This window comes from Sulfuriferula thiophila (assembly GCF_003864975.1).
Classification (GTDB): domain Bacteria; phylum Pseudomonadota; class Gammaproteobacteria; order Burkholderiales; family Sulfuriferulaceae; genus Sulfuriferula; species Sulfuriferula thiophila.
The window spans coordinates 39,066-58,783 of the sequence record NZ_BHGL01000014.1; the positions used below are offsets into that span (position 1 = coordinate 39,066).

Here is a 19,718-nt window from a genome sequence, read left to right on the forward strand (position 1 = left end):
GGCGTCAGGGTGCTCTGCGCGTTAAGTGCACTTCGCCGCTGTTGACCGCAATTTGCTTATCATCCGCCGTGTGCAGCAATAGGGCGCCATTCTCGGCCAGGCCGATGGCATCGCCGATTATTTCACTGCCATTGGCCATGAGCACGCGAACTGGTTTATTGGCAAACGCGTGCGCGGCTTGCCATTCATGGCGCAGATTGCTGAGGCCGTGCTGTTCGAATTCATCCATGACTTCGTGCAAATGGCTAAGCAGTGCAGCAAGCAATGCATTGCGGTCGATAAGAGCGCCATGTATTTCGGTGAGGTCGGTAACCGATTGATCAATGCTGTCTCTCACGGTCTCGGGCAGTTGCAGATTGATGCCAATACCGATAATCGCCACTGTAGGTCCGGTCACGTCACCTTGTACTTCGATCAAGATCCCTGCAAGTTTGCGATGCTGCCACAATACGTCGTTGGGCCATTTCAGTTGCACTTCGTCTATGCCAAACTGGCGCAAGGTACGCAACAAAGTCACGCCTACCGCCAGGCTCAGCCCGGCCAAAGCGGCCATGCCCTGATTGAAGCGCCAGCGTATCGAACAGGTCAGGCTGCCACCCAGTACGCTTTGCCATACGCGGCCACGCCGGCCACGGCCCGCGTGCTGGGTTTCTGCCACCAGGCAATGCCGGTGCGGTGCGTCGGATGGTGCGCGCAGTAAGGCGGCGTTGGTCGAATCGATGCTGTTGACAACTTCGATGCTGAAATTGGCAGCGTTAACGCCCAGTGCAGTATTGATCAGGGCGGCATCCAGCCAGTCGGGGGCGATGGGCAGACGATAGCCGCGGCCGCGAATTTTGTGTAAGGTTATGCCCATGCTGCTGGCAGTGTTGAGTGTATTGCAGATGCTGGCGCGTGACACCCCGAACTGTTGTGCGAGGGTTTCGCCGGAGTGGAACTTGCCATCCGAAAGCGTGCGCAATAAAGGCAGTAATAAAGTATGCACGTAGGGTGTATGCGGAAATAAGCGAAATCTTACCTTAAGACCATGCAAAATACGTAAAATAACGGCAGATATTTAAGGCGATAGAACAAGGATGGGATATAAAAGACAGGCGCGCATCGTGTTTCTGGGCGGGTTGCATCCCGCACCGGCCAATCTTGCGGCACATTATGCGCAAAAACTGGGTAGCGAATGGATGGAGGCGCGCGCGGCGGTATTGACAGGTGTGTCCGGCGAAGTGGCGGTGCTGGATGATGCATTGCTGGCGTGGGCGGATTTGCTGGTGACGCTGGATGGCGCGGCGTTAGCTGCGCGCCCGCCATTGTGTGCGGGTATGCAGCATCGCCATTATCCGTTTGAGCCGATCCCGCCGGTAACTGATAAAGCTGGCTGGAGCGAGCTGGCTGCACGCGTGCGTGAGCGGGTGGAAGGCATGATAGGCGGTATGCGTCTGCTGGAAAAAGCCGCGCAAAGCGCCACTACTAATGATTTATAATGAAGCAGATTTAATAATAGGGAGTATGAAATGGTTGCAAAGCAATTAGCGGAACATGCTGAACTGGCTCAATTCATGAGTCATCAATATTTATGCGAATCACTGACCGTGTCTGAAGTGAACACGCTGCTGAATTACCTGACCGTATTGCATTTTGACAATGATGACATCGTGTCTGATGTGGGTGATGTGGGTGATGAGCTGTATTTTGTCGTGAAGGGCGAAATCGCCCTGATCATTCCGGACGGTCAGAATGAATATGAAGTGGTGCGTTCCGGTCCGGGCGAAATGCTGGGGATGATGTCATTCTTCGATAAGCGCGCACGTTCTGCACGTCTGGTTGCCAAGGCGACTGATACCCAGTTGCTGAAATTGTCACGGGCGATGTACAAGCGTATGAAAGTAGAGCATCCGTATATCGCGATTAATATCGTCGAACAGGCTGTATTGAGTCTGGACAAGTTGTTCCGTTCAGTCAGCAGTGATTATGCGCAATTTTCGCATTATCTGTATGGTGCCGGCTCCAAGATTTAAAGCAGGCGTTTGCACGATGCATGGCTGGTATCGTGCAAAGACCGCCGTTATTTGTTTTCCAGGATTTTCTGGTAGACCAGGCTTTGTAATGCCAGCAAGTCCGAGGTGGGTACGTCGAGGAATTGCAAACCGTATTTGATGGGATTGACTTCATCGTCAGTGCTGGTAAGCGAACGTATTACGCACTTGAGCGAGGGGTGAACCACGATATCGTGGACTTTGGCGCGGAAAGCAATACGCAACAGATCGTCTTTTTTGCCCAGCGGACTGGATGCGGCGATCGCCGCACCGGTGGTGCTGATGTCGGTGATACTGATGGGTGTGGTAGTCTCATTTTCGCCATGCGTGATGTTGCTGGAAACGCCGATCAGATCGAAATTGATGCGGGCGGAAGCGCGGATAGGCACTTTCTGTGTGACTTTAGGGTAACTCAGATGCAGGTAAGGCAGTGGCGAGTTGCAGACCTTGATGATCTCGCTGGGGAATGCGTAAGCCGCTGTGCCGGAAAAGGCGCGTACCATCAGATTCTGGCCTTCGCGTAACAGCATCACGCTGTTGTTAACGGTAGGGGCGGTGATCATGATGGTTTTGCCGGCAAGGTAACCGAGCAGTTTTACCGAATGGCGGATTTCCTGTTTGTCGGTACTGATTTGCACTTGAAACATGTCGCCCACGCGCGCTTTGATATCTTCAAAGTTAGCGATGATTCTGCTGGGGGCGGCGGGCTGAGCTGTTGCGTTCATGTTATGTCCGTATCGTTGTTAAACAAATCATAAGTAGGGAGGATATATGAGTTTATTCGACTTTGCCAAGAAACAGTTTATTGATGTCATTCAGTGGACTGAGCCCGAGGACGGTATCCTGGCTTATCGTTACCCGATGGCGGAAATGGAGATCCAGAATGGTGCCTCGCTGACTGTACGCGAATCGCAATTGGCGGTGTTCGTTGACGAGGGCAAAGTGGCGGATAGTTTTGCCCCCGGACGTTATACCCTGACCACTCAGACCTTGCCGGTACTCACCTATCTGAAGAACTGGGACAAGCTGTTTGAGTCTCCCTTCAAGTCCGATGTGTACTTTTTCAGCACCCGTCTGCAAATGGATCGCAAGTGGGGTACGCCTAATCCTATCACCATCCGTGATCCGGAATTTGGCGTGGTGCGGCTGCGCGCGTTTGGTATCTATGCCTATCGCATGGTCGACCCGAAAAAATTCCATACCGAAATCAGCGGTACGCGCGAAATTTATACCGTAGCCGATCTGGATGGCCAGTTACGCAATACCATGATTGCGGCAATGACCGATCTGTTTGCGCAGTCCGGCATTGCCTTTCTGGATATGGCAGCAAATCAGGATGAGCTGGGCAAGCGCTTACATGAAAAGCTGCAGCCGGTCTTTGAACGCTACGGCCTGGAACTGGATAATCTGGTGGTGCAGAACGTGTCCTTGCCGGAAGAACTGCAAGCCATACTCGATCAGCGTATCAGCATGAATGTCGTTGGTGATCTGGGTAAATATACGCAATTTCAGACCGCACAGGCGATACCGGTTGCGGCTGCCAATGAGGGTGGTGTAGCCGGCATCGGCGCGGGATTGGGTGTTGGCGTTGGTATCGGTCAGGCCATGGCGGCGTCGATGACGCCTGCTGCGGGTGCAAACAATATCAGCGCTACCCCGCCAGAAGATATTCCTGCCTTGCTGGAAAAGCTGCATGAGCTGACTACCAAAGGCATCCTTAGCGTTGCAGAATTTGAGGCGAAAAAAGCCGAGCTGTTGAAAAAGCTGAGCTAGACAGTCGATGAATTACGTCGCGCATTGCCCGTCCTGCGGGGCGCAGGTGCAGTTCCGTTCGGCTGCATCGGTGCTGGCCGTCTGCGAATATTGTCAGAGCACATTGATCCGCCATGATCTGGAGCTGGAAAATATCGGCAAAATGGCCACCTTGCTGGAGGATGCCTCGCCATTGCAATTGGGCGTTGAAGGCCGTTATCATGGCGGCCATTTTGCCATCATCGGGCGTATTCAGTTGCAATACGCGCAAGGGCTATGGAACGAGTGGTTTGTGCTGTTCGACAATCAGCGCACTGGCTGGCTGTCGGAAGCTTCCGGCAGTTTTGTGTTTACTTTCCCCACTGCCATTACCCGGCCTGTGCCTGCTTATGCCGAGATCAGGCTGGGCCAGCATGTCACGCTGCTGAATCAGGATTTCAGCGTTACCAATATCGAAACGGCCCATTGTATTGCTGGCGAAGGTGAACTGCCGTTCAAGGTGGGCGCCGGTTATCCCGCACCCGTGGTTGATCTGGCCAGTGCCACGCATTTTGCTAGTCTGGATTACAGTGATGATCAGCCGCAACTGTATTTGGGCGAAGAAGTCGAGTTGTCGGCGCTGGCGCTGACTGGCCTGAAAGATGCGGCAGAAACTGCGGCATTGCACATTAAAAATTTCAACTGTCCGAGTTGTGGCGCGCCCTTGCGCGTCCATGTGCAGGGTACATTAAGTGTGGCGTGTGGTGGTTGCGGGGCGGTGGTTGATAGCAGTAGTGATAATTACAAGATACTTGCCAAATATCATGCACAAGTCAGTTATACCCCACGGCTGAGTCTGGGCAGTCGTGGCAAGTTTCGCGGCGCGCAGTATCAAATTGTCGGTTATTTACGTCGCCGCGTCACCGTCGATGGGCTGCCTTACGAATGGTCGGAGTATTTGCTGTATAGCGACCGGCACAGCTTCCGCTGGCTGTCCGAGGAGCGTGGTCACTGGAATTTTATTTCGCCCACTACGCGTACACCAAAAGTCATTCCATCCGCAGCAAAAGCCAAGGTCAGTTTTCTGGGGCGGAATTATGTGCATTTTCAGCATAACACCGCTGTTATTACCTATGTGATCGGCGAATTTTACTGGCGTATCCAGGCCAACGAGACGGCGGAGGTTGACGATTATATTTCCCCGCCGCTGATGCTGAGCCGGGAGCGGACTGCCAGTGAGGTGACCTGGTCGATTGCCGAATATGTGCAACCGGAAGAAATCGCTGCGGCATTCAAGCCAGCCCAGCCGTTGCTTGAGCCTGATGGCATCGCGCCGAATCAGCCTTCGCCCCATGAGGATAATAAACACCGGTATGGCAACGCCTTTGCGCTATTGGCGCTGCTGCTACTGTTGCTGCAAATGGGTTTTGTTATATGGGCACAACGCGCGCCGGTGTACCACCAGACGCTGAGCTGGGATGCCTATGGTGTGCGCAGTACGACAACCGAGCCGTTCGAAGTCAAGGGTCATACCGCTAATCTGCAGGTGCGCAATCAGACCAGCCTGAGCAATAACTGGCTGTATCTGGATATGGCGCTAGTAAATGTCGATACCGGACAGCGTTATGCGTTCGGACGCGAGTTGAGCTATTACTACGGCTGGGATGATGGTTCCTGGTCCGAGGGCAGTGCGACAGACAGCGTATTGTTATCGGCGGTGCCGCCGGGCAAGTATTTCATGCAGGTGGATGCCGAACTGGATGCAAGCTCGCCGCCGGTGACTGATCAGCTTGATCTGGTGCGTGATGTGCCTAACTGGAGCAATTTCTGGCTGACGCTGGCGGCGCTAAGTATCTTGCCGCTGGTAGTCTGGTGGCGTGGCAGCCGATTCGAGACGCGGCGCTGGGAGGATAGCGATTATGCCGATGCAGGCGACAGCAGTAATGACGGAGAGGATTGATGTTATATAAAAGTTTTATTGCCACTAGCCTGTTTCTGCTGGCGTTGTTCAGCTATGCGCAATATCACGGCTGGAGTGTATGGGGTGTGAATGAGGCCAAACACGGTAGCGGCAGTGGCGGGCATGGCGGCACCGGGCGCAGTATTTATCACAAATAATGGAGAAGTCTAATGGACTTATTGAATCCGCAATACCTGCTTAATTCGCTGGTGTACTCGATTCTGGGTATAGCCGTATTCTGGATCGCTTTTGTCATCATTGATAAGCTCACACCATATGATCTGTGGCGCGAGCTGGTCGAAGAGCGCAATACCGCGTTGGCTATCGTGATTGCAGCGATGTGTCTGGGTCTGGCGCTGATCATTGCATCGGCAATACATGGCTGATAGTTCGCGGCGCTTGCCGTTGCAGTTCGCGCTGTTATTTTCGGTATTCATTATTGCTTCCTGCGGACTGGTGTACGAGCTGGTGGCGGGCGCGTTATCGAGCTATCTGCTGGGCGATTCGGTGACGCAATTTTCCACCGTCATCGGTGTGTATCTGTTCGCGATGGGTGTGGGCTCGTATTTGTCGCGCTTTATCGAACGCGGTGTGGTGGCGCGCTTTATTCAGGTGGAGCTGCTGGTCGGGGTGATAGGCGGCTCCTCGTCTATGGTGCTGTTTGCGGTATTTGCCTATCTGGCTTCGCCGTTCAAATGGGTGCTGTACGGCGAAGTGTTGCTGATCGGCATTCTGGTCGGGCTGGAAATTCCACTGGTGATGCGTATTCTCAAGCAGCATTACAGTTTTAAGGACTTGGTGTCGCAAGTGCTCAGCGTGGATTATCTGGGCGCGCTGGTGGTGTCACTGGCGTTTCCTATCCTGCTGGTGCCGCATCTGGGGCTGATCCGCACCAGTTTGTTGTTCGGGCTGTTCAATGTGCTGGTGGCGGTGTGGAGTATCTGGCTATTTCGCCATGAGCTCGGCGCGCGCTGGGTGTTGCAGGTGCAGGCAGGCGTTGCCGCGTTGTTGCTGGCCAGCGGGCTGGTGTTTGCGGAGCGCTTCACCACGCTTGCCGAGGAAAACCTCTACGCCGATCAGATTATCTATAACGAAACGACTGCCTATCAGCACATCGTGCTCACGCGCTGGAAAAACGATTTGCGCCTGTTCCTGAATAATAATCTGCAGTTCTCTTCGCGTGATGAGTATCGCTACCACGAGGCGCTGATTCATCCTGGCTTGCAGGCTGTGCGTGGCGCGCATCGGGTTTTGGTGCTGGGCGGCGGCGACGGGCTGGCGGTGCGCGAAATACTCAAATACCCGCAGATCAGCCATGTCACGCTGGTGGATCTTGACCCGCGCATGACCCGCCTGTTTAGCCATAACACCCAACTGACTGCGCTGAATGGTCATGCGCTGACTTCGCCCAGGGTGACGGTGATTAATGACGACGCCTTGCAGTGGCTGGAACGCAATCAGGACAGTTTTGATTTCATTGTGGTGGATTTTCCCGATCCAACCAGCTTTGCGCTGGGTAAGCTGTATTCGCAAACCTTCTACCGCCTGCTCGACAAACATTTGTCGCAACACGGGCTGGCGGTTATTCAGTCGACTTCGCCACTGTATGCCCGGCAGTCGTTCTGGAGCATCGTGCACACCATACAGAGTGTGGGGCTGACTACTACGCCGTATCACGCGCTGGTGCCTTCATTTGGCGAATGGGGTTTTGTCATTGCCAGCCATCTGCCTTATGCTCCACCGACCCGGTTTGACGTGGCGGGCTTGCGCTTTGCGAATGCCAGCCTGATGCCGGTGCTGTTCCAGTTTCCGCCGGACATGAGCGAAGTGCCTGCCGAGGTGAATCGTCTTAATAATCAGGCGCTGGTGCGTTATTACGAAGCGGAGTGGAAAAATCAGGCGCCGTGATTTTCTGCTGAGCATGGCCGCCGCGGCGTGTTTGCCGGGTTGCGCGCAGCCGCGAGGTGCGCCGGCTGGGCAATTGCTCGCACCGTCCATGGCATTGGGCCACCGGCTGCGCGGTTATGATTTTCCGCCGCCGACGCAAACCCGGCACACCGACATTGCCATCGTCGGCGGTGGGGTGGCCGGTTTGTCGGCGGCATGGCAGTTGCAGCGTTCCGGCATGGGTGACTTTCAGCTGTTTGAGCTGGAATCCGAGGTGGGCGGCAATGCCCGTAGTGGCCGCAATGCCGTTAGTGCATACCCGTGGGGGGCGCATTATTTACCGCTGCCGGGGATAGAGGCTGTGTTCGTGCGCGAACTGCTGGCGGATCTGGGGGTGTTGCAAGGCGATCCTTATGCGTCTGTGCCGCGCTACGACGAGCGCTATTTATGCTTTGCGCCGCAGGAGCGCTTGTATAAAAACGGACTGTGGCAGGAAGGGTTGCTGCCGCAAATCGGTGCGACGAAACAGGATCAGGCGCAGTATCAGCAGTTTTTTCAGTTGATCGCAGCATTTCAGCAACAGCACGGCTCGGATGGACGGCGCGCATTCGCACTGCCGATGGCGCTGTCGTCGCAAGACGTCGAGTTGCTCGCGCTGGATCAACTGTCCATGCGCGATTATCTGCTGCAACAGGGGCTGACCAGCGAGCCGCTGCACTGGTATGCCAATTACGCGTGTCGTGATGATTATGGCACTGATTACCGGCTGGTGTCGGCATGGGCGGGGTTGCATTATTTTGCCAGCCGCGACGGGCACGGCATGCATACCGATAGCGATGAAGTGCTGACCTGGCCCGAAGGTAATGCATGGCTGACTAACCGGTTGCATCAGCGACTGAACGCGCATATTCAGACCAGTGCTTTGGTGCACAGAATGGAAACCGGTAAATCCGGTGTGAGTATCGATGTCTTTGATCCGACCACCAATCAATCCACCCGCTGGCACAGCAGGCAGCTGATTTTTGCGGCGCCGGCGATGATATTGCCGCATGTCTGGGTTAATCCGTCGGAAGGCTGGGCTGCGGCTGCCCGTCAGGTCAGTTATGCGCCCTGGCTGGTGGCGAATCTGACCGTGGACAAACCACCCGGAGATAATAATGGCGCCGAGCTGGCCTGGGATAATGTGCTGTATGACAGCCCGGCACTGGGCTATGTCGTGGCCACACATCAGAATATGCGCGTTTCTCCCGCACCCAGTGTGCTGACGTATTACCGTTCATTCAGCGACTACCCGCCGCATGCAGCCAGAGCAATGCTGCTGGAGAAAACACAGGCACAGTGGGCAGAAACCATTTTGCGCGATCTGTTTCAGCCGCATCCTAATTTGCGCCAGCATGTGCAGCGCATTGATGTATTCCGTTGGGGGCATGCGATGGCACGGCCGCTGACCGGATTCTTGCAAAGCAGTGCACGGCGGCAACTGGCGGATGGACAGCATGCGCAGTTGCAATTTGCGCATGCCGATGCCAGCGGTTTTTCAATTTTTGAAGAAGCGAATTATCGCGGTGTAATTGCTGCGCAAAACGCGCTGCGGCGTTTGATTTAAGATCAACTGATCCTTACGTCGAGCATGGGATTGCCATGACTAAAGAAAAAAGCAGGTAGCATAATAGCCTCCGCAAAGTTATTGGTTCTGATAAACCCATTCCAGCAGCGCATCCTGTGCCGCATTGCCAGCAGAGGCGTGGGCATCATTGATAAAAAACACGACGACTACCTGATGCCCGGCACGTGTGGTGACATAACCGGCCAGGGTTTTTACGCCGTCCAGCGTGCCGGTTTTGATGTGGGCATGCGCGGCGACCAGATCGTTCTTGCCGCGTTTTTTCATGGTGCCGTCGACAGCAACGATAGGTAAAGCAGCGGCCAGTTCCACGTATACCGGGCTGTGATAGGCCGAGCGCAGCAGGCGCGCCATGTTGCCGGGGGCGATGCGTTCGATGCGTGACAGGCCGGCACCGTTTTCCAGCACCAGCTCGGGAAAGTGCAGGTTTTGCTGTTGCAGCCAGTCATGAACAACTTGGGCGGATTTCGCTGTGCTGGCGCTGCCGTCCTGGCTGAGGCTCAAAAACAGATTGCGTGCCATGACGTTGTTGCTGAATTTGTTCATGTCGTAGACGGCAAGTGCCAACGGCGGTGAGGTGTAAGTCAGCAGGTGTTGGGCGGTATCAGGGGTGACACCGTTGCGCCAGTTGCCCTGGAATTTGCCGCCCTGGCTTTGCCAGAGCGAGGTGAACAGCCCAGCAGCCAGCTCGCTGGCATCGCCGAGGGTGACGGCAAATGCTTTCTCACTGCAGCTGGCGGGATATTCACCGCTGATAATTAATTGCTGACTATCTGCCCGCCACTCGCTATGGATCTGATCGAGCCATTCAGTGCAAGCGGCAGTGCTGAGGCTAACGCGATTAATGAGTTTGGCGTTGATAGGTAGCGGTTCTGCGTTGATCTCGATACGATTGTCATGGACGCTAATATCAATGGCTGTGCTGTTGAAATTGACCATCAGCGCAGCCGGCTGCGCGTTATAGGCGCGGCGTGGCTGGTCGTCAAAAGCGCTGGCAGGTGCTGGCTGGAAATAACTCTGGTCGAGAATCAGCTCGCCATTGATCTGGTGCAGACCATGCAGGCGCAATTGGTGGAGGAGTTGCCAGAAGCGTTCAATGTTGAGGCTGGGATCACCGTAACCTTTGATGTACAGGTTACCGTCGAGGATGCCGTCATGCAGGATGCCGTCCGTGCTGATCTCGGTCGGCCAGGTATAGGCGGGGCCAAGCAGACCTAGTGCGGTATAACTGGTGACCAGCTTCATGGTCGATGCCGGATTGAATGAGCGTGTGGCATTGATGCTGAGTTGAGGTTCGTTCTGGTTGCTGTCCCAGACCACGATACCAACGTGTTGCAACGGAATCCCGGCTTGTTGTAATGCGGTCGTTACCGTGGGCGGCAGCGAGGAGGCTTGCGCAGCATTCCATAACAACAGGAGCAGGTAGAGAAATTTTTGCATGGCTAAGGCTGGTTTCATATTCGGCTGAATCGCGTTATTCTTGCACAAATGAGCGCGCTAGAAAAAATTAAACACGCGGCGGCTACGAGAACGCGGTTGCGTATTCGGTGTTGCGGTAGCAACATGGCTATGGGCGAGCTCCTGAATGTGGGTGCAAAGCACAGCAGAACAAATTTTTAGAGGTGAGTATGAATCTGGATGCATTGATTATTGCGTTGGATAACGGTTTGCGTACCGTGTTGACACCCGCACACAGTGTGCGACCGTTGCCGGGCAAAGATTTGCCTGATGCGGAGCTGGGTGAAGCCGAAAAGAAGCATGCCGCAGGTTTGATGCGGATTAATCACGTAGGTGAGGTGTGCGCACAGGCGCTTTACCAGGGGCAGGCGCTCACGGCGCGTAATCCGGCTGCGAAAACGGCGCTGGCAGAAGCGGCGCAGGAAGAAACTGAGCATCTGGCCTGGTGCGAGGCGCGCATTAATGCGTTGGGTGGTCGCAAAAGCCTGCTGAATCCGGTGTGGTATGCGAGCTCGCTGGCGATAGGTATGGCAGCGGGGGCGTTGGGTGATAAATGGAATCTGGGCTTTCTCGCAGAAACTGAACGTCAGGTAGGTGCGCATCTCGCATCGCATTTGACTGAATTGCCGGAGGCGGATGCAAAAAGTCGTGCAGTCGTAGCGCAAATGCAGATTGACGAAGCCAGGCATGCCGAAACGGCACTGGCGCATGGCGGCGAGGCTTTACCCATGCCCGTTCAAGGGGTAATGCAGCTAATGTCCAAAGTGATGACGAAAACCGCTTATTGGGTATAATGAACGCCTTAAATTTTGGATTGAAGGTATAAAGCACCATGGCTACTTTTGCAGAAAATCTTGCAACGCTCGAAAACGTTGATCAGTTTGGTTCAATGAAATTGTTTGATGAGATGGGTAATGTGAGCGGCATGATTGAGAACAAGCCCGGTAGCAGTGGCTCATTCCGTGTGTATTACCATGCGGCCTTGAAATGGGGTGGTATTGGTCAGAAAGCCGCGCAGGAAGCGCTGGAGCTGTTCGCGGAACATACTGAAGATGCGCGCCAGAACCCTGGCAAGCACCCAAATATTGATCGCCTGTTTGATATCATCAAGGCCGATTCGGTTTACTCGGTGCGTTGCTACCCGGTCTGAGTCAGGTTAAGTACACGCTGCGGCAGTCGCTGCAGCGTGCTGCAATTTAAACTTCGACGATCTCAAAGTCGTGAGTAATGTCAGCAGTTTTCCCCAGCATGATGGATGCCGAGCAGTATTTTTCTGCAGACAGATTAATCGCACGTTCCACTTGTTCCGGCTTGAGGTTGCGGCCACTGACAATGAAGTGCAAGTGTATTTTAGTAAATACCTTGGGGTCGGTGTCAGCGCGTTCAGCTTCAATTTCGGCCACGCAGTCGGTAATATCGGCGCGTGCTTTCTTCAAAATACTCACCACATCATAGGAAGTGCAGCCGCCAGCGCCAAGCAGCAGCATTTCCATCGGACGCGGGCCCAGATTGCGACCGCCGCCTTCTACAGCACCATCCATAACCACGCCGTGGCCACTCCCTGTTTCGCCCAGAAACGCGACACCCTCTATCCATTTGATACGTGCTTTCATGTAATGCTCCATAGGTGAAATGATGTAAGTGATTTTAACCTTTTAAGCGGTACCAGATAAGTCCAATTCCTTCATGAATGGCAAAATAACTGTTGGTGAGGCCGCGTGGTTGCGGGATGAAGTCCAGAGGGCTGATGTGACGTGCCAGACTATACGCCGTGCCCGCAGGGATAACCTCGAATCCGGCGCGTTCAAAAGCATAGATGGCACGAGGTAAATGCCATGCATGGGTGACCAGGTAAATTTTCTTGATGGTGTGCGGCAGGATTGCGCGAGTATTGCGAGCGTTTTCCCATGTGGTGTCAGAGTCCGCTTCCAGCCTGCTTGCCGGTACGTTGAAATCCTGCATGAGCGCATCTCGCATCAGGTAAGCCTCGGGTGTACCTCCAGCCGGATTGCCACCAGTTACCACAATGGGTAAATGACTGGCACGCTGCAGTCGTGCGCCATACCGCAGTCGTTCCAGCGCGTAGCGACTGACAGTGTCGCCGCCGTATTCAGGCGCATCAGAATAGCTGCCCGCGCCCAGAATGACGATAGCATCAGCCTGGGGCAAGCGGGACAGGTCAAGCGCCGGATAATGTTCAAACTGGGCTAGCAGGTGATCGGACAGGATGGGCATGGATAAGCCGCATAGCAGGGTGAGTGCAAGCGCGATCAGCCATTTACCCAAGCGCTGGCGGGAAGAAAGCAGGTATAATCCGCCGGCTCCCAGCAGGATGAGGCTGAGGGGTGGCAACAATAACGCGCTGGCAAAAACTGTGATAAACCAAGACATTGGCAGTATCTAGGAAAAAACAAATATTGTAGCTGATGTTTGACATGGGCGAATATTTGAATTAATATGCTCGGCTTTCCTTGTTTAAGAATTTGTAGGGGTTTCGAATGAACACCTTTTCCGCAATGAGCACCTTCTCCGCTAAAGCGCATGAAGTTACACGCGAGTGGTTTGTCGTTGACGCGACAGACAAAGTGCTGGGTCACGTCGCAGCCGAAGTTGCACGCATTTTACGCGGCAAACATAAGCCAGAATTTACACCTCACGTCGATACTGGCGACTTTATCGTCGTTGTAAACGTTGAGAAACTGAAAGTTACCGGAAATAAAGCGGAAGATAAAAAATACTACCGCCATACTGGTTACCCTGGTGGTATCTATGAAACCAGCTTTGCTAAAATGCAAGCGCGTTTCCCTGGTCGTGTATTAGAAAAAGCAGTTAAAGGCATGTTGCCTAAAGGCCCATTGGGCTATGCAATGATTAAAAAGCTGAAGTGCTATGCAGGTGCAACTCACCCGCATGCTGCACAACAGCCTAAAGCCCTGGAAATCAGAGGATAAGCCATGATCGGAAATTACTATTACGGCACTGGCCGTCGCAAAAACGCTGTTGCTCGTGTTTTCATTAAAGCGGGTAGCGGTAACATCGTTGTGAATGAAAAGCCGGTTGACGAGTATTTTTCTCGTGAAACCGGTCGCATGATTGTACGTCAGCCTTTAGAGTTGACTAGCAATCTGGCTGCATTCGATATCATGGTAAACGTACATGGTGGCGGTGAGTCTGGTCAAGCTGGTGCAATTCGTCACGGTATCACCCGTGCTTTGATTGAATTTGATTTGGAATTGAAATCACCTCTCAAGAAAGCTGGTCTGGTTACACGTGATGCGCGTGTGGTTGAACGTAAGAAAGTCGGTCTGCGTAAAGCTCGCCGCGCTAAACAGTTCTCCAAGCGTTAATTATTTGCATCGTCAAAAAAGCCGCCCAGAACTGGGCGGCTTTTTTGTTGTCTGTGGGTTATGATAGCGTTATCTTGTTTGTAGAGAATTAATGATGATTAAAGTTGGTATTGTTGGCGGAACCGGTTATACGGGTGTGGAGTTACTGCGCTTATTGGCGCGGCATCCGCAGGTGAGTCTGACTGCGATTACTTCACGTAAAGAAGCGGGCATGCCAGTTGCAGAAATGTTTCCTAATTTGCGTGGGCACGTTGATCTGGCTTTCTGTGATCCGCAGCAAGCGGGGTTGGAAAACTGTGATGTGGTGTTCTTTGCCACACCCAATGGCATAGCCATGCAGCAAGCCCGTGAACTATTGACAGCCGGTGTGCGTGTGATCGATCTGGCTGCGGATTTTCGCATCAAGGATCTCGCTGTATGGCAAAAGTGGTATGGCATGGAGCATGCGTGCCCTGAGTTGGTGGCTGAGGCTATTTATGGTTTGCCGGAAGTAAATCGCGAGCAGATTAAATCTGCGCGTCTGGTGGCGAATCCTGGATGCTATCCGACAGCAGTGCAACTGGGTTTCCTGCCGCTGTTAGAAGCGGGGCTGATTGATCCTCAACACCTGATTGCAGATGCTAAATCCGGGGTAAGTGGTGCAGGGCGTAAAGCTGAGGTACATGCGTTATTCCCAGAGGCGGCAGATAACTTTAAAGCGTATGGCGCATCAGGTCACAGACATCTGCCGGAGATCAGTCAGGGTTTGTCGCAATTTTCGGGCGAGTCGGTAGGCTTGACGTTCGTACCGCATTTGACACCGTTAATTCGCGGTATACATGCAACTTTATATGCGCGTGTTGTCAAAGATATTGATTTGCAATCAGTATTTGAATCGCGTTACGCTGATGAGCCTTTTGTGGATGTGTTGCCGGCCGGTTCGCATCCAGAAACTCGCTCCGTGCGCGGAGCAAATACATGTCGAATTGCATGGCATCGCCCACAGGGTGGTGATGTGGTCGTCATTCTGTCCGTGATCGATAATCTGGTGAAGGGTGCATCCGGTCAGGCTGTGCAAAATATGAATATCATGTTTGGCTTGCCTGAGACGATGGGGTTGGAACTAATTGGATTGCTGCCTTGACGTGGAGTAATCCCGTGTACATAATGAACGACTAAATTTCTGGTTTACAAGGAGTATGTTATGAATGCAATGACTGAAATGCCGTCGGTGCTGGTATTTACTGACAATGCTGCGAATAAAGTAGCGCAGTTGATTGAAGAAGAAGGCAATACCGATTTGAAACTGCGTGTATTTGTGAGCGGTGGCGGATGTTCAGGTTTTCAGTACGGCTTCACATTTGATGAAGTTGTGAATGAAGATGACACCAGCATGGTTAAGAATGGTGTTACTTTGTTGATTGATCCAATGAGCTACCAGTATCTGGCTGGCGCTGAAATTGATTATCAAGAAGGTCTGGAAGGTGCGCAGTTTGTGATTAAAAACCCTAACGCGACTTCTACGTGTGGTTGCGGTTCATCTTTCTCTGCATAAGTAGTTAAGTGCATGAGTTAAAAAGGAGGCTTCGGCCTCCTTTTTTTATGCGGGATAAATCGCACCGAGTATGCATGGGTGAGCAGCGCCGGTAGCATCGGTCAGATTGCCCGGCAACCCCTGCAGTGTTTGCCAGCCCAGCCATGCAAATGCATGCGCTTCCAGCCAGTCTGCATCAATGCCGAGTTTGTCGGTGAGTTCGATGCGTTGTTGAGGCAGGTGCGTGCGTAGCGCGCTAATTAGTGCGCCATTGTGCGCGCCACCTCCACAAATATAAATTTCGCTCGCTAAAGCGCAATGCCGGTTAATAGCATCTGCTACGCTTAAGGCGGTGAGCTGTAGCAACGTGGCTTGTACGTCCTGAGGTGATTCATGGCCTTGTAACTGACTGTTTACCCAGGCCAGATTGAACTGCTCGCGTCCCGCGCTTTTAGGTGCGGGTAACTGAAAGTATGGGTGGCTCAGGTACTTGGCTAATAGCTCAGGAATGGCTTTGCCTTGGCTGCCCCATGCCCCGTTATCGTCATAAGCTTGACCGGTGTGTTGCAGGCACCAGGCATCTAATAATGCATTCCCTGGCCCGCAGTCAAATCCTATGACTTTACCGGTGGATGGTATGTCAGTAAGGTTGGCAATACCACCAATATTGACGATGACGCGGTGTTGTTGTGGATGGCGAAATGCAGCAACGTGGAAAGCCGGAACGAGCGGTGCTCCTTGTCCGCCAGCGGCAATGTCACGATTACGAAAATCGGTAATCACCATGGTATGCGTACGTTCGGCAAGTCTCGAACCGTTGACTAATTGTATGGTATATCCGGCATCTGGCCGATGGCGTATGGTTTGCCCGTGGCACGCAATAGCTGTAGGTGTGATGCTGGTGTTGGTAATAAGGCGGTTGGTGGTGTCTGCGTAGCGATCAGCCAGTTCATTGGCGATTAAGGAAGCGCGGTGCAGTTCGTCGCTGCTGCTGTCATGCAGCTCAAGGATTTGTTGACGAAGTAAAGGCGGGTATTCCTGAAATTGCTTGCCAATTAAAACGCCGGTTGGGTGTTCGGTATCGAATGCGATCATTGCCGCATCGATACCGTCCAGGCTGGTGCCGGACATTAGCCCGATAATATAAGCTCTATCGGACAAGGCTTGCTGCTTATTCCATAGCAACCAGGTTGGTGCCATCCAGCAGGTTCAGTTGCGCTACCAGAGGTTGCGTTTCTTGCCTGAATTTTGGCATAAATTGAGTTGCGATTGGATATGCGGTTGGGATATTTGCTGTGAGCGGATTGGTTGCGACACCAGCAATACGGAATTCGTAATGCAGGTGCGGTCCTGTTGCCCACCCTGTCATGCCGACATAGCCGATTAAATCACCCTGGCTGATTTTTTCACCTTTATGCAGGCCTTTGGCAAACGCGGATAAGTGACCGTACGCGGTGCTATAGTTGCCGTTGTGTTTCAGTACGATAAAGTTGCCATAGCCGCTCTGTTGCCCAACGAACTCGACCGTAGCATCAGCAATGGCCATTACTTTAGTGCCGGTTGGCGCAGCGTAATCAATACCTTTATGCTGGCGCCATTGCTTCAGAATCGGGTGGAAACGCATCTCGAAACCGGAGCTAATCCGGGAGAACGCAAGCGGGGAGCGCAAAAAGGCTTTCTTCAGTGGTTTGCCGTCGGGGCTATAGTATTCACCTTTGCTGTTAGCGACGTCAGAGAATACGGCGCGATAGGTGTGTCCGGCATTGGTGAATTCCGCTGCAACGACACGACCGGTCATGACCGGAACGCCGTTATGAGAAAAAACTTCATAAACAACATTGAAGCGATCGCCGCGTCGTAAATCCTGATGGAAATCAATATCGGTTGAGAAAATCTCGGCCATTTGAGTGGCAACACTGTCAGGTATGCCTGCAGCATCCGTAGCGCCGAATAATGAGTTGCGAATTTCGCCAGATTTCATGACTGTATGCGACTCAAGTTGTGCGGCTTGCTGGGCAGTTTTGAATGTGCCTGCATCGGCGCTTATTTCTAGCATGGTGCCATCAGCAGCGATGTTGCGCAGCCAGACCAGGTTGCCAGTGTCGGTAACCTGAGCCTGGATACGTTTACCTGATTTGATTTGTATCAGTGCCCGTGTTGCTTCAGGCGCTTTTAGGAAGAGCGCAATCTGCTCGTCATTTACACCAAGTCGTTGCAAGATGCTGGCGACGGTGTCGCCGCGTTCAATGCGTTCATCACGCCAATAGTTAGTAACAACGTCCTGTGAATCGGCTTGTGTCAGAGATGCTGGCGCAGGCAGATTTTCAACAACAGTCTGAATTGTTACTTGTGCGGTATCGGTTTGCGGGGCAATACCAAAAGCGGTTACCATGCCAAATAAGGGTAAGCTTGAAATGGCAATCAACCAGCGTAAACGAATTTTTCGCGCATGTAAGCGCTCGCTATGCGTTAAAATACTGGTCTTTAGTTCGGTTTTTTGCATGCCACCTGTCCTTATTGCTCGATTCAATGAGCGAGCTTAACAGAATGTTTCGATTAGGAAAAGCCTGAATTTTTCAGGTGGCGGTTTTTATGGGGTTTTGTGCGTATATAGTGGTGAGGTCGTGATGACGGATTTTGCGGTAGAAGAGGCGTTGCAGATTATTAAGCGGGGCTGCGATGAATTAATAGTTGAGAAAGAACTTGTTGAAAAATTAAAGACAGGTAAAAAGCTGCGTGTGAAGGCTGGATTCGATCCTACCGCGCCGGATTTGCATCTTGGTCATACGGTATTGTTAAATAAAATGCGCCAGTTGCAGGATTTGGGTCATCACGCACTGTTTTTAATTGGCGATTTTACTGGCATGATCGGTGATCCAACCGGCAAGAATACGACTCGACCTCCACTGACCCGTGAGCAAGTTCTGGAAAATGCCAAGTCGTATACAGAGCAGGTTTTTAAAATTCTGGATCCTGATCAGACTGAGGTGGTATTCAACTCTACCTGGATGGATCAATTGGGATCGGCGGGTGTGGTTAAGCTGGCTGCTACACATACTGTGGCACGCATGCTGGAACGCGATGATTTCAGTAAGCGTTATAAGAACAATCAACCGATAGCCATACATGAATTTTTATATCCACTAGTGCAGGGTTACGATTCTGTGGCATTGAAGGCGGATTTGGAACTCGGCGGGACGGACCAGAAATTTAATTTGCTGATGGGACGCGAATTACAGAAGCATTATGGGCAAACTCCGCAATGCATACTAACCATGCCTCTATTAGAAGGTACGGATGGTATTAATAAGATGTCCAAGTCATTGGGTAACTATATTGGTATCACTGATGCGCCAGGAGAAATATTTGGCAAAATAATGTCAATTTCCGATGGATTGATGTGGCGTTATATAGAATTGCTCTCGTCGGCATCGCTTGCCACCATCGCTGAATGGAAGGCTGCTGTTGCTGCGGGTACAAACCCACGTGATATTAAAGTGCGATTTGCGCAAGAAATAATTTCGCGCTTTCATAATGCGGTGGCGGCTAAGCAGGCGCTAGTTGATTTTGAATCGAGGTTCCGTCAGGGGGGTATACCGGATGACATCGAGACGGTGACGTTAGAAAGTGTAAACGGTGGATTGCCAATCGCTCAGGTATTAAAGCAGGCGGGTCTGACAACCAGTACCTCAGACGCGCTACGGATGATAGAGCAGGGCGGAGTGAAGCTGGGCGGTGACAAGGTGAGTGATAAGGCGTTGGTGTTGACGGCCGGTAGTGAAATCGTACTGCAGGTGGGTAAACGGAAATATGCAAAAGTAGTGATCAAATAAGAAAATTGAAAATTAAGCGAAGAAAACCCTTGACGGCAGCATTGCAGGCTGTATAATTCGCATCTCGTTGAGCGCAACTGGTAACGAGTTACCGGAAGAATTCAGCAATATAATCAGGTAATTAAAAGTGTATTTTAAAGTTAATTGTCTGGTTATGTAAATAAAGCTTTACAAATGATTTTAGGTGAGTATAATTCGCACCTCGTTGTTAGCGCAGCGAAGCAAGCATAACCGAAAGGTGGTGCGTAAAACGAAGCGCTGGCAACCAAGCAACATCGCTCTTTAACAACTAAACAATCGATAAGTGTGGGTATTTACAGCAGCGGTTTTGAGAT

General features: G+C 52.4%; 22 protein-coding genes. 15 read left to right on the forward strand and 7 right to left on the reverse strand.

From position 1 onward, the window contains the following. Window positions 1-4: 4 nt before the first annotated feature. Window positions 5-985, reverse strand: a complete 981-nt coding sequence (locus EJE49_RS07905) for a biotin--[acetyl-CoA-carboxylase] ligase (RefSeq protein WP_124949877.1) — start codon at window positions 983-985, stop codon at window positions 5-7. A gap of 91 nt (window positions 986-1,076) precedes the next feature. Between EJE49_RS07905 and EJE49_RS07910 the strand changes: the two genes are divergently transcribed. Beyond that, window positions 1,077-1,478: a hypothetical protein gene (locus tag EJE49_RS07910; RefSeq protein ID WP_124949878.1), complete on the forward strand. Its 402-nt coding sequence runs from the start codon at window positions 1,077-1,079 to the stop codon at window positions 1,476-1,478. 30 nt (window positions 1,479-1,508) lie between these two features. After that, on the forward strand, window positions 1,509-2,012 hold the full coding sequence (locus EJE49_RS07915) for a Crp/Fnr family transcriptional regulator (RefSeq protein WP_124949879.1): 504 nt from the start codon (window positions 1,509-1,511) through the stop codon (window positions 2,010-2,012). A 47-nt stretch (window positions 2,013-2,059) separates the two neighbouring features. On the opposite strand, the gene EJE49_RS07920 is transcribed toward EJE49_RS07915, so the two are convergent. Next, on the reverse strand, window positions 2,060-2,755 hold the full coding sequence (locus EJE49_RS07920) for a flagellar brake protein (protein ID WP_124949880.1): 696 nt from the start codon (window positions 2,753-2,755) through the stop codon (window positions 2,060-2,062). Between the two features lie 46 nt (window positions 2,756-2,801). Between EJE49_RS07920 and EJE49_RS07925 the strand changes: the two genes are divergently transcribed. The 6 genes from EJE49_RS07925 to EJE49_RS07945 are packed head-to-tail and all read left to right on the forward strand — an operon-like array spanning window position 2,802 to window position 9,214. After that, window positions 2,802-3,803, forward strand: a complete 1,002-nt coding sequence (locus tag EJE49_RS07925; RefSeq protein WP_124949881.1) for an SPFH domain-containing protein — start codon at window positions 2,802-2,804, stop codon at window positions 3,801-3,803. A 7-nt stretch (window positions 3,804-3,810) separates the two neighbouring features. Further along, window positions 3,811-5,721 (forward strand): DUF4178 domain-containing protein, encoded by a 1,911-nt coding sequence (locus tag EJE49_RS07930; RefSeq protein WP_124949882.1) that lies wholly within the window; start codon window positions 3,811-3,813, stop codon window positions 5,719-5,721. After that, window positions 5,721-5,879 (forward strand): hypothetical protein, encoded by a 159-nt coding sequence (locus EJE49_RS14105; RefSeq protein ID WP_189941769.1) that lies wholly within the window; start codon window positions 5,721-5,723, stop codon window positions 5,877-5,879. Before EJE49_RS07930 ends, EJE49_RS14105 begins: the two co-directional genes overlap by 1 nt. 12 nt (window positions 5,880-5,891) lie before the next feature. Continuing rightward, window positions 5,892-6,107, forward strand: coding sequence for a DUF350 domain-containing protein (locus EJE49_RS07935; RefSeq protein ID WP_124949883.1), 216 nt, complete (start codon window positions 5,892-5,894; stop codon window positions 6,105-6,107). After that, window positions 6,100-7,629, forward strand: a complete 1,530-nt coding sequence (locus EJE49_RS07940) for a polyamine aminopropyltransferase (RefSeq protein ID WP_124949884.1) — start codon at window positions 6,100-6,102, stop codon at window positions 7,627-7,629. Before EJE49_RS07935 ends, EJE49_RS07940 begins: the two co-directional genes overlap by 8 nt. Before the next feature lie 13 nt (window positions 7,630-7,642). Beyond that, window positions 7,643-9,214: an FAD-dependent oxidoreductase gene (locus EJE49_RS07945; protein ID WP_223246834.1), complete on the forward strand. Its 1,572-nt coding sequence runs from the start codon at window positions 7,643-7,645 to the stop codon at window positions 9,212-9,214. A 78-nt stretch (window positions 9,215-9,292) separates the two neighbouring features. Here EJE49_RS07945 and dacB read toward each other — a convergent pair whose 3' ends face one another. Beyond that, window positions 9,293-10,690, reverse strand: a complete 1,398-nt coding sequence (gene dacB / locus EJE49_RS07950) for a D-alanyl-D-alanine carboxypeptidase/D-alanyl-D-alanine endopeptidase (RefSeq protein ID WP_124949886.1) — start codon at window positions 10,688-10,690, stop codon at window positions 9,293-9,295. A 170-nt stretch (window positions 10,691-10,860) separates the two neighbouring features. Here dacB and coq7 point away from each other — a divergent pair, with 170 nt between their 5' ends. Beyond that, on the forward strand, window positions 10,861-11,484 hold the full coding sequence (gene coq7, locus EJE49_RS07955; protein ID WP_124949887.1) for a 2-polyprenyl-3-methyl-6-methoxy-1,4-benzoquinone monooxygenase: 624 nt from the start codon (window positions 10,861-10,863) through the stop codon (window positions 11,482-11,484). Between the two features lie 38 nt (window positions 11,485-11,522). Beyond that, window positions 11,523-11,840 (forward strand): DUF2322 family protein, encoded by a 318-nt coding sequence (locus tag EJE49_RS07960; protein ID WP_124949888.1) that lies wholly within the window; start codon window positions 11,523-11,525, stop codon window positions 11,838-11,840. Between the two features lie 46 nt (window positions 11,841-11,886). Here EJE49_RS07960 and EJE49_RS07965 read toward each other — a convergent pair whose 3' ends face one another. Both EJE49_RS07965 and EJE49_RS07970 read right to left on the reverse strand, forming a co-directional pair. Next, window positions 11,887-12,303, reverse strand: coding sequence for an OsmC family protein (locus EJE49_RS07965; RefSeq protein ID WP_124949889.1), 417 nt, complete (start codon window positions 12,301-12,303; stop codon window positions 11,887-11,889). Window positions 12,304-12,337: 34 nt separating this feature from the next. After that, on the reverse strand, window positions 12,338-13,081 hold the full coding sequence (locus EJE49_RS07970) for a YdcF family protein (protein ID WP_124949890.1): 744 nt from the start codon (window positions 13,079-13,081) through the stop codon (window positions 12,338-12,340). A 125-nt stretch (window positions 13,082-13,206) separates the two neighbouring features. Between EJE49_RS07970 and rplM the strand changes: the two genes are divergently transcribed. From rplM to erpA, 4 genes are all read left to right on the forward strand, one after another. Next, entirely contained in the window at window positions 13,207-13,641 is a 435-nt protein-coding gene (gene rplM, locus EJE49_RS07975; protein WP_087448403.1) for a 50S ribosomal protein L13, read from the forward strand. 3 nt (window positions 13,642-13,644) lie between these two features. Further along, window positions 13,645-14,037 (forward strand): 30S ribosomal protein S9, encoded by a 393-nt coding sequence (rpsI, locus tag EJE49_RS07980; protein ID WP_124949891.1) that lies wholly within the window; start codon window positions 13,645-13,647, stop codon window positions 14,035-14,037. Between the two features lie 94 nt (window positions 14,038-14,131). After that, window positions 14,132-15,160 carry an N-acetyl-gamma-glutamyl-phosphate reductase gene (gene argC / locus EJE49_RS07985; RefSeq protein ID WP_124949898.1) on the forward strand — a complete coding sequence of 343 codons (1,029 nt, stop codon included), beginning with the start codon at window positions 14,132-14,134 and terminating at the stop codon, window positions 15,158-15,160. 60 nt (window positions 15,161-15,220) lie between these two features. After that, window positions 15,221-15,571, forward strand: coding sequence for an iron-sulfur cluster insertion protein ErpA (erpA, locus tag EJE49_RS07990; RefSeq protein ID WP_124949892.1), 351 nt, complete (start codon window positions 15,221-15,223; stop codon window positions 15,569-15,571). Window positions 15,572-15,616: 45 nt separating this feature from the next. Here the strand turns inward: erpA and EJE49_RS07995 are convergent, their stop codons facing one another. Next, on the reverse strand, window positions 15,617-16,750 hold the full coding sequence (locus EJE49_RS07995; RefSeq protein WP_124949893.1) for an anhydro-N-acetylmuramic acid kinase: 1,134 nt from the start codon (window positions 16,748-16,750) through the stop codon (window positions 15,617-15,619). Further along, complete coding sequence (locus tag EJE49_RS08000) at window positions 16,722-18,053, reverse strand: peptidoglycan DD-metalloendopeptidase family protein (protein ID WP_124949894.1); 1,332 nt, start codon at window positions 18,051-18,053, stop codon at window positions 16,722-16,724. Before EJE49_RS08000 ends, EJE49_RS07995 begins: the two co-directional genes overlap by 29 nt. 124 nt (window positions 18,054-18,177) lie before the next feature. Here EJE49_RS08000 and tyrS point away from each other — a divergent pair, with 124 nt between their 5' ends. Further along, a complete protein-coding gene (gene tyrS / locus EJE49_RS08005; RefSeq protein WP_124949895.1) occupies window positions 18,178-19,383 on the forward strand; it encodes a tyrosine--tRNA ligase in 1,206 nt (401 codons plus the stop codon). The last annotated feature ends 335 nt before the right edge of the window (window positions 19,384-19,718 follow it).

Coding starts and splice junctions, on each gene's coding strand:
- EJE49_RS07910 (WP_124949878.1), top strand. CDS start 1,077: ATGGGATATAAAAGACAGGCGCGCATCGTGTTTCTGGGCGGGTTGCAT.
- EJE49_RS07915 (WP_124949879.1), top strand. CDS start 1,509: ATGGTTGCAAAGCAATTAGCGGAACATGCTGAACTGGCTCAATTCATG.
- EJE49_RS07920 (WP_124949880.1), bottom strand. CDS start 2,755: ATGAACGCAACAGCTCAGCCCGCCGCCCCCAGCAGAATCATCGCTAAC.
- EJE49_RS07925 (WP_124949881.1), top strand. CDS start 2,802: ATGAGTTTATTCGACTTTGCCAAGAAACAGTTTATTGATGTCATTCAG.
- EJE49_RS07930 (WP_124949882.1), top strand. CDS start 3,811: ATGAATTACGTCGCGCATTGCCCGTCCTGCGGGGCGCAGGTGCAGTTC.
- EJE49_RS14105 (WP_189941769.1), top strand. CDS start 5,721: ATGTTATATAAAAGTTTTATTGCCACTAGCCTGTTTCTGCTGGCGTTG.
- EJE49_RS07935 (WP_124949883.1), top strand. CDS start 5,892: ATGGACTTATTGAATCCGCAATACCTGCTTAATTCGCTGGTGTACTCG.
- EJE49_RS07940 (WP_124949884.1), top strand. CDS start 6,100: ATGGCTGATAGTTCGCGGCGCTTGCCGTTGCAGTTCGCGCTGTTATTT.
- EJE49_RS07945 (WP_223246834.1), top strand. CDS start 7,643: ATGGCCGCCGCGGCGTGTTTGCCGGGTTGCGCGCAGCCGCGAGGTGCG.
- dacB (WP_124949886.1), bottom strand. CDS start 10,690: ATGAAACCAGCCTTAGCCATGCAAAAATTTCTCTACCTGCTCCTGTTG.
- coq7 (WP_124949887.1), top strand. CDS start 10,861: ATGAATCTGGATGCATTGATTATTGCGTTGGATAACGGTTTGCGTACC.
- EJE49_RS07960 (WP_124949888.1), top strand. CDS start 11,523: ATGGCTACTTTTGCAGAAAATCTTGCAACGCTCGAAAACGTTGATCAG.
- EJE49_RS07965 (WP_124949889.1), bottom strand. CDS start 12,303: ATGAAAGCACGTATCAAATGGATAGAGGGTGTCGCGTTTCTGGGCGAA.
- EJE49_RS07970 (WP_124949890.1), bottom strand. CDS start 13,081: ATGTCTTGGTTTATCACAGTTTTTGCCAGCGCGTTATTGTTGCCACCC.
- rplM (WP_087448403.1), top strand. CDS start 13,207: ATGAGCACCTTCTCCGCTAAAGCGCATGAAGTTACACGCGAGTGGTTT.
- rpsI (WP_124949891.1), top strand. CDS start 13,645: ATGATCGGAAATTACTATTACGGCACTGGCCGTCGCAAAAACGCTGTT.
- argC (WP_124949898.1), top strand. CDS start 14,132: ATGATTAAAGTTGGTATTGTTGGCGGAACCGGTTATACGGGTGTGGAG.
- erpA (WP_124949892.1), top strand. CDS start 15,221: ATGAATGCAATGACTGAAATGCCGTCGGTGCTGGTATTTACTGACAAT.
- EJE49_RS07995 (WP_124949893.1), bottom strand. CDS start 16,750: ATGGCACCAACCTGGTTGCTATGGAATAAGCAGCAAGCCTTGTCCGAT.
- EJE49_RS08000 (WP_124949894.1), bottom strand. CDS start 18,053: ATGCAAAAAACCGAACTAAAGACCAGTATTTTAACGCATAGCGAGCGC.
- tyrS (WP_124949895.1), top strand. CDS start 18,178: ATGACGGATTTTGCGGTAGAAGAGGCGTTGCAGATTATTAAGCGGGGC.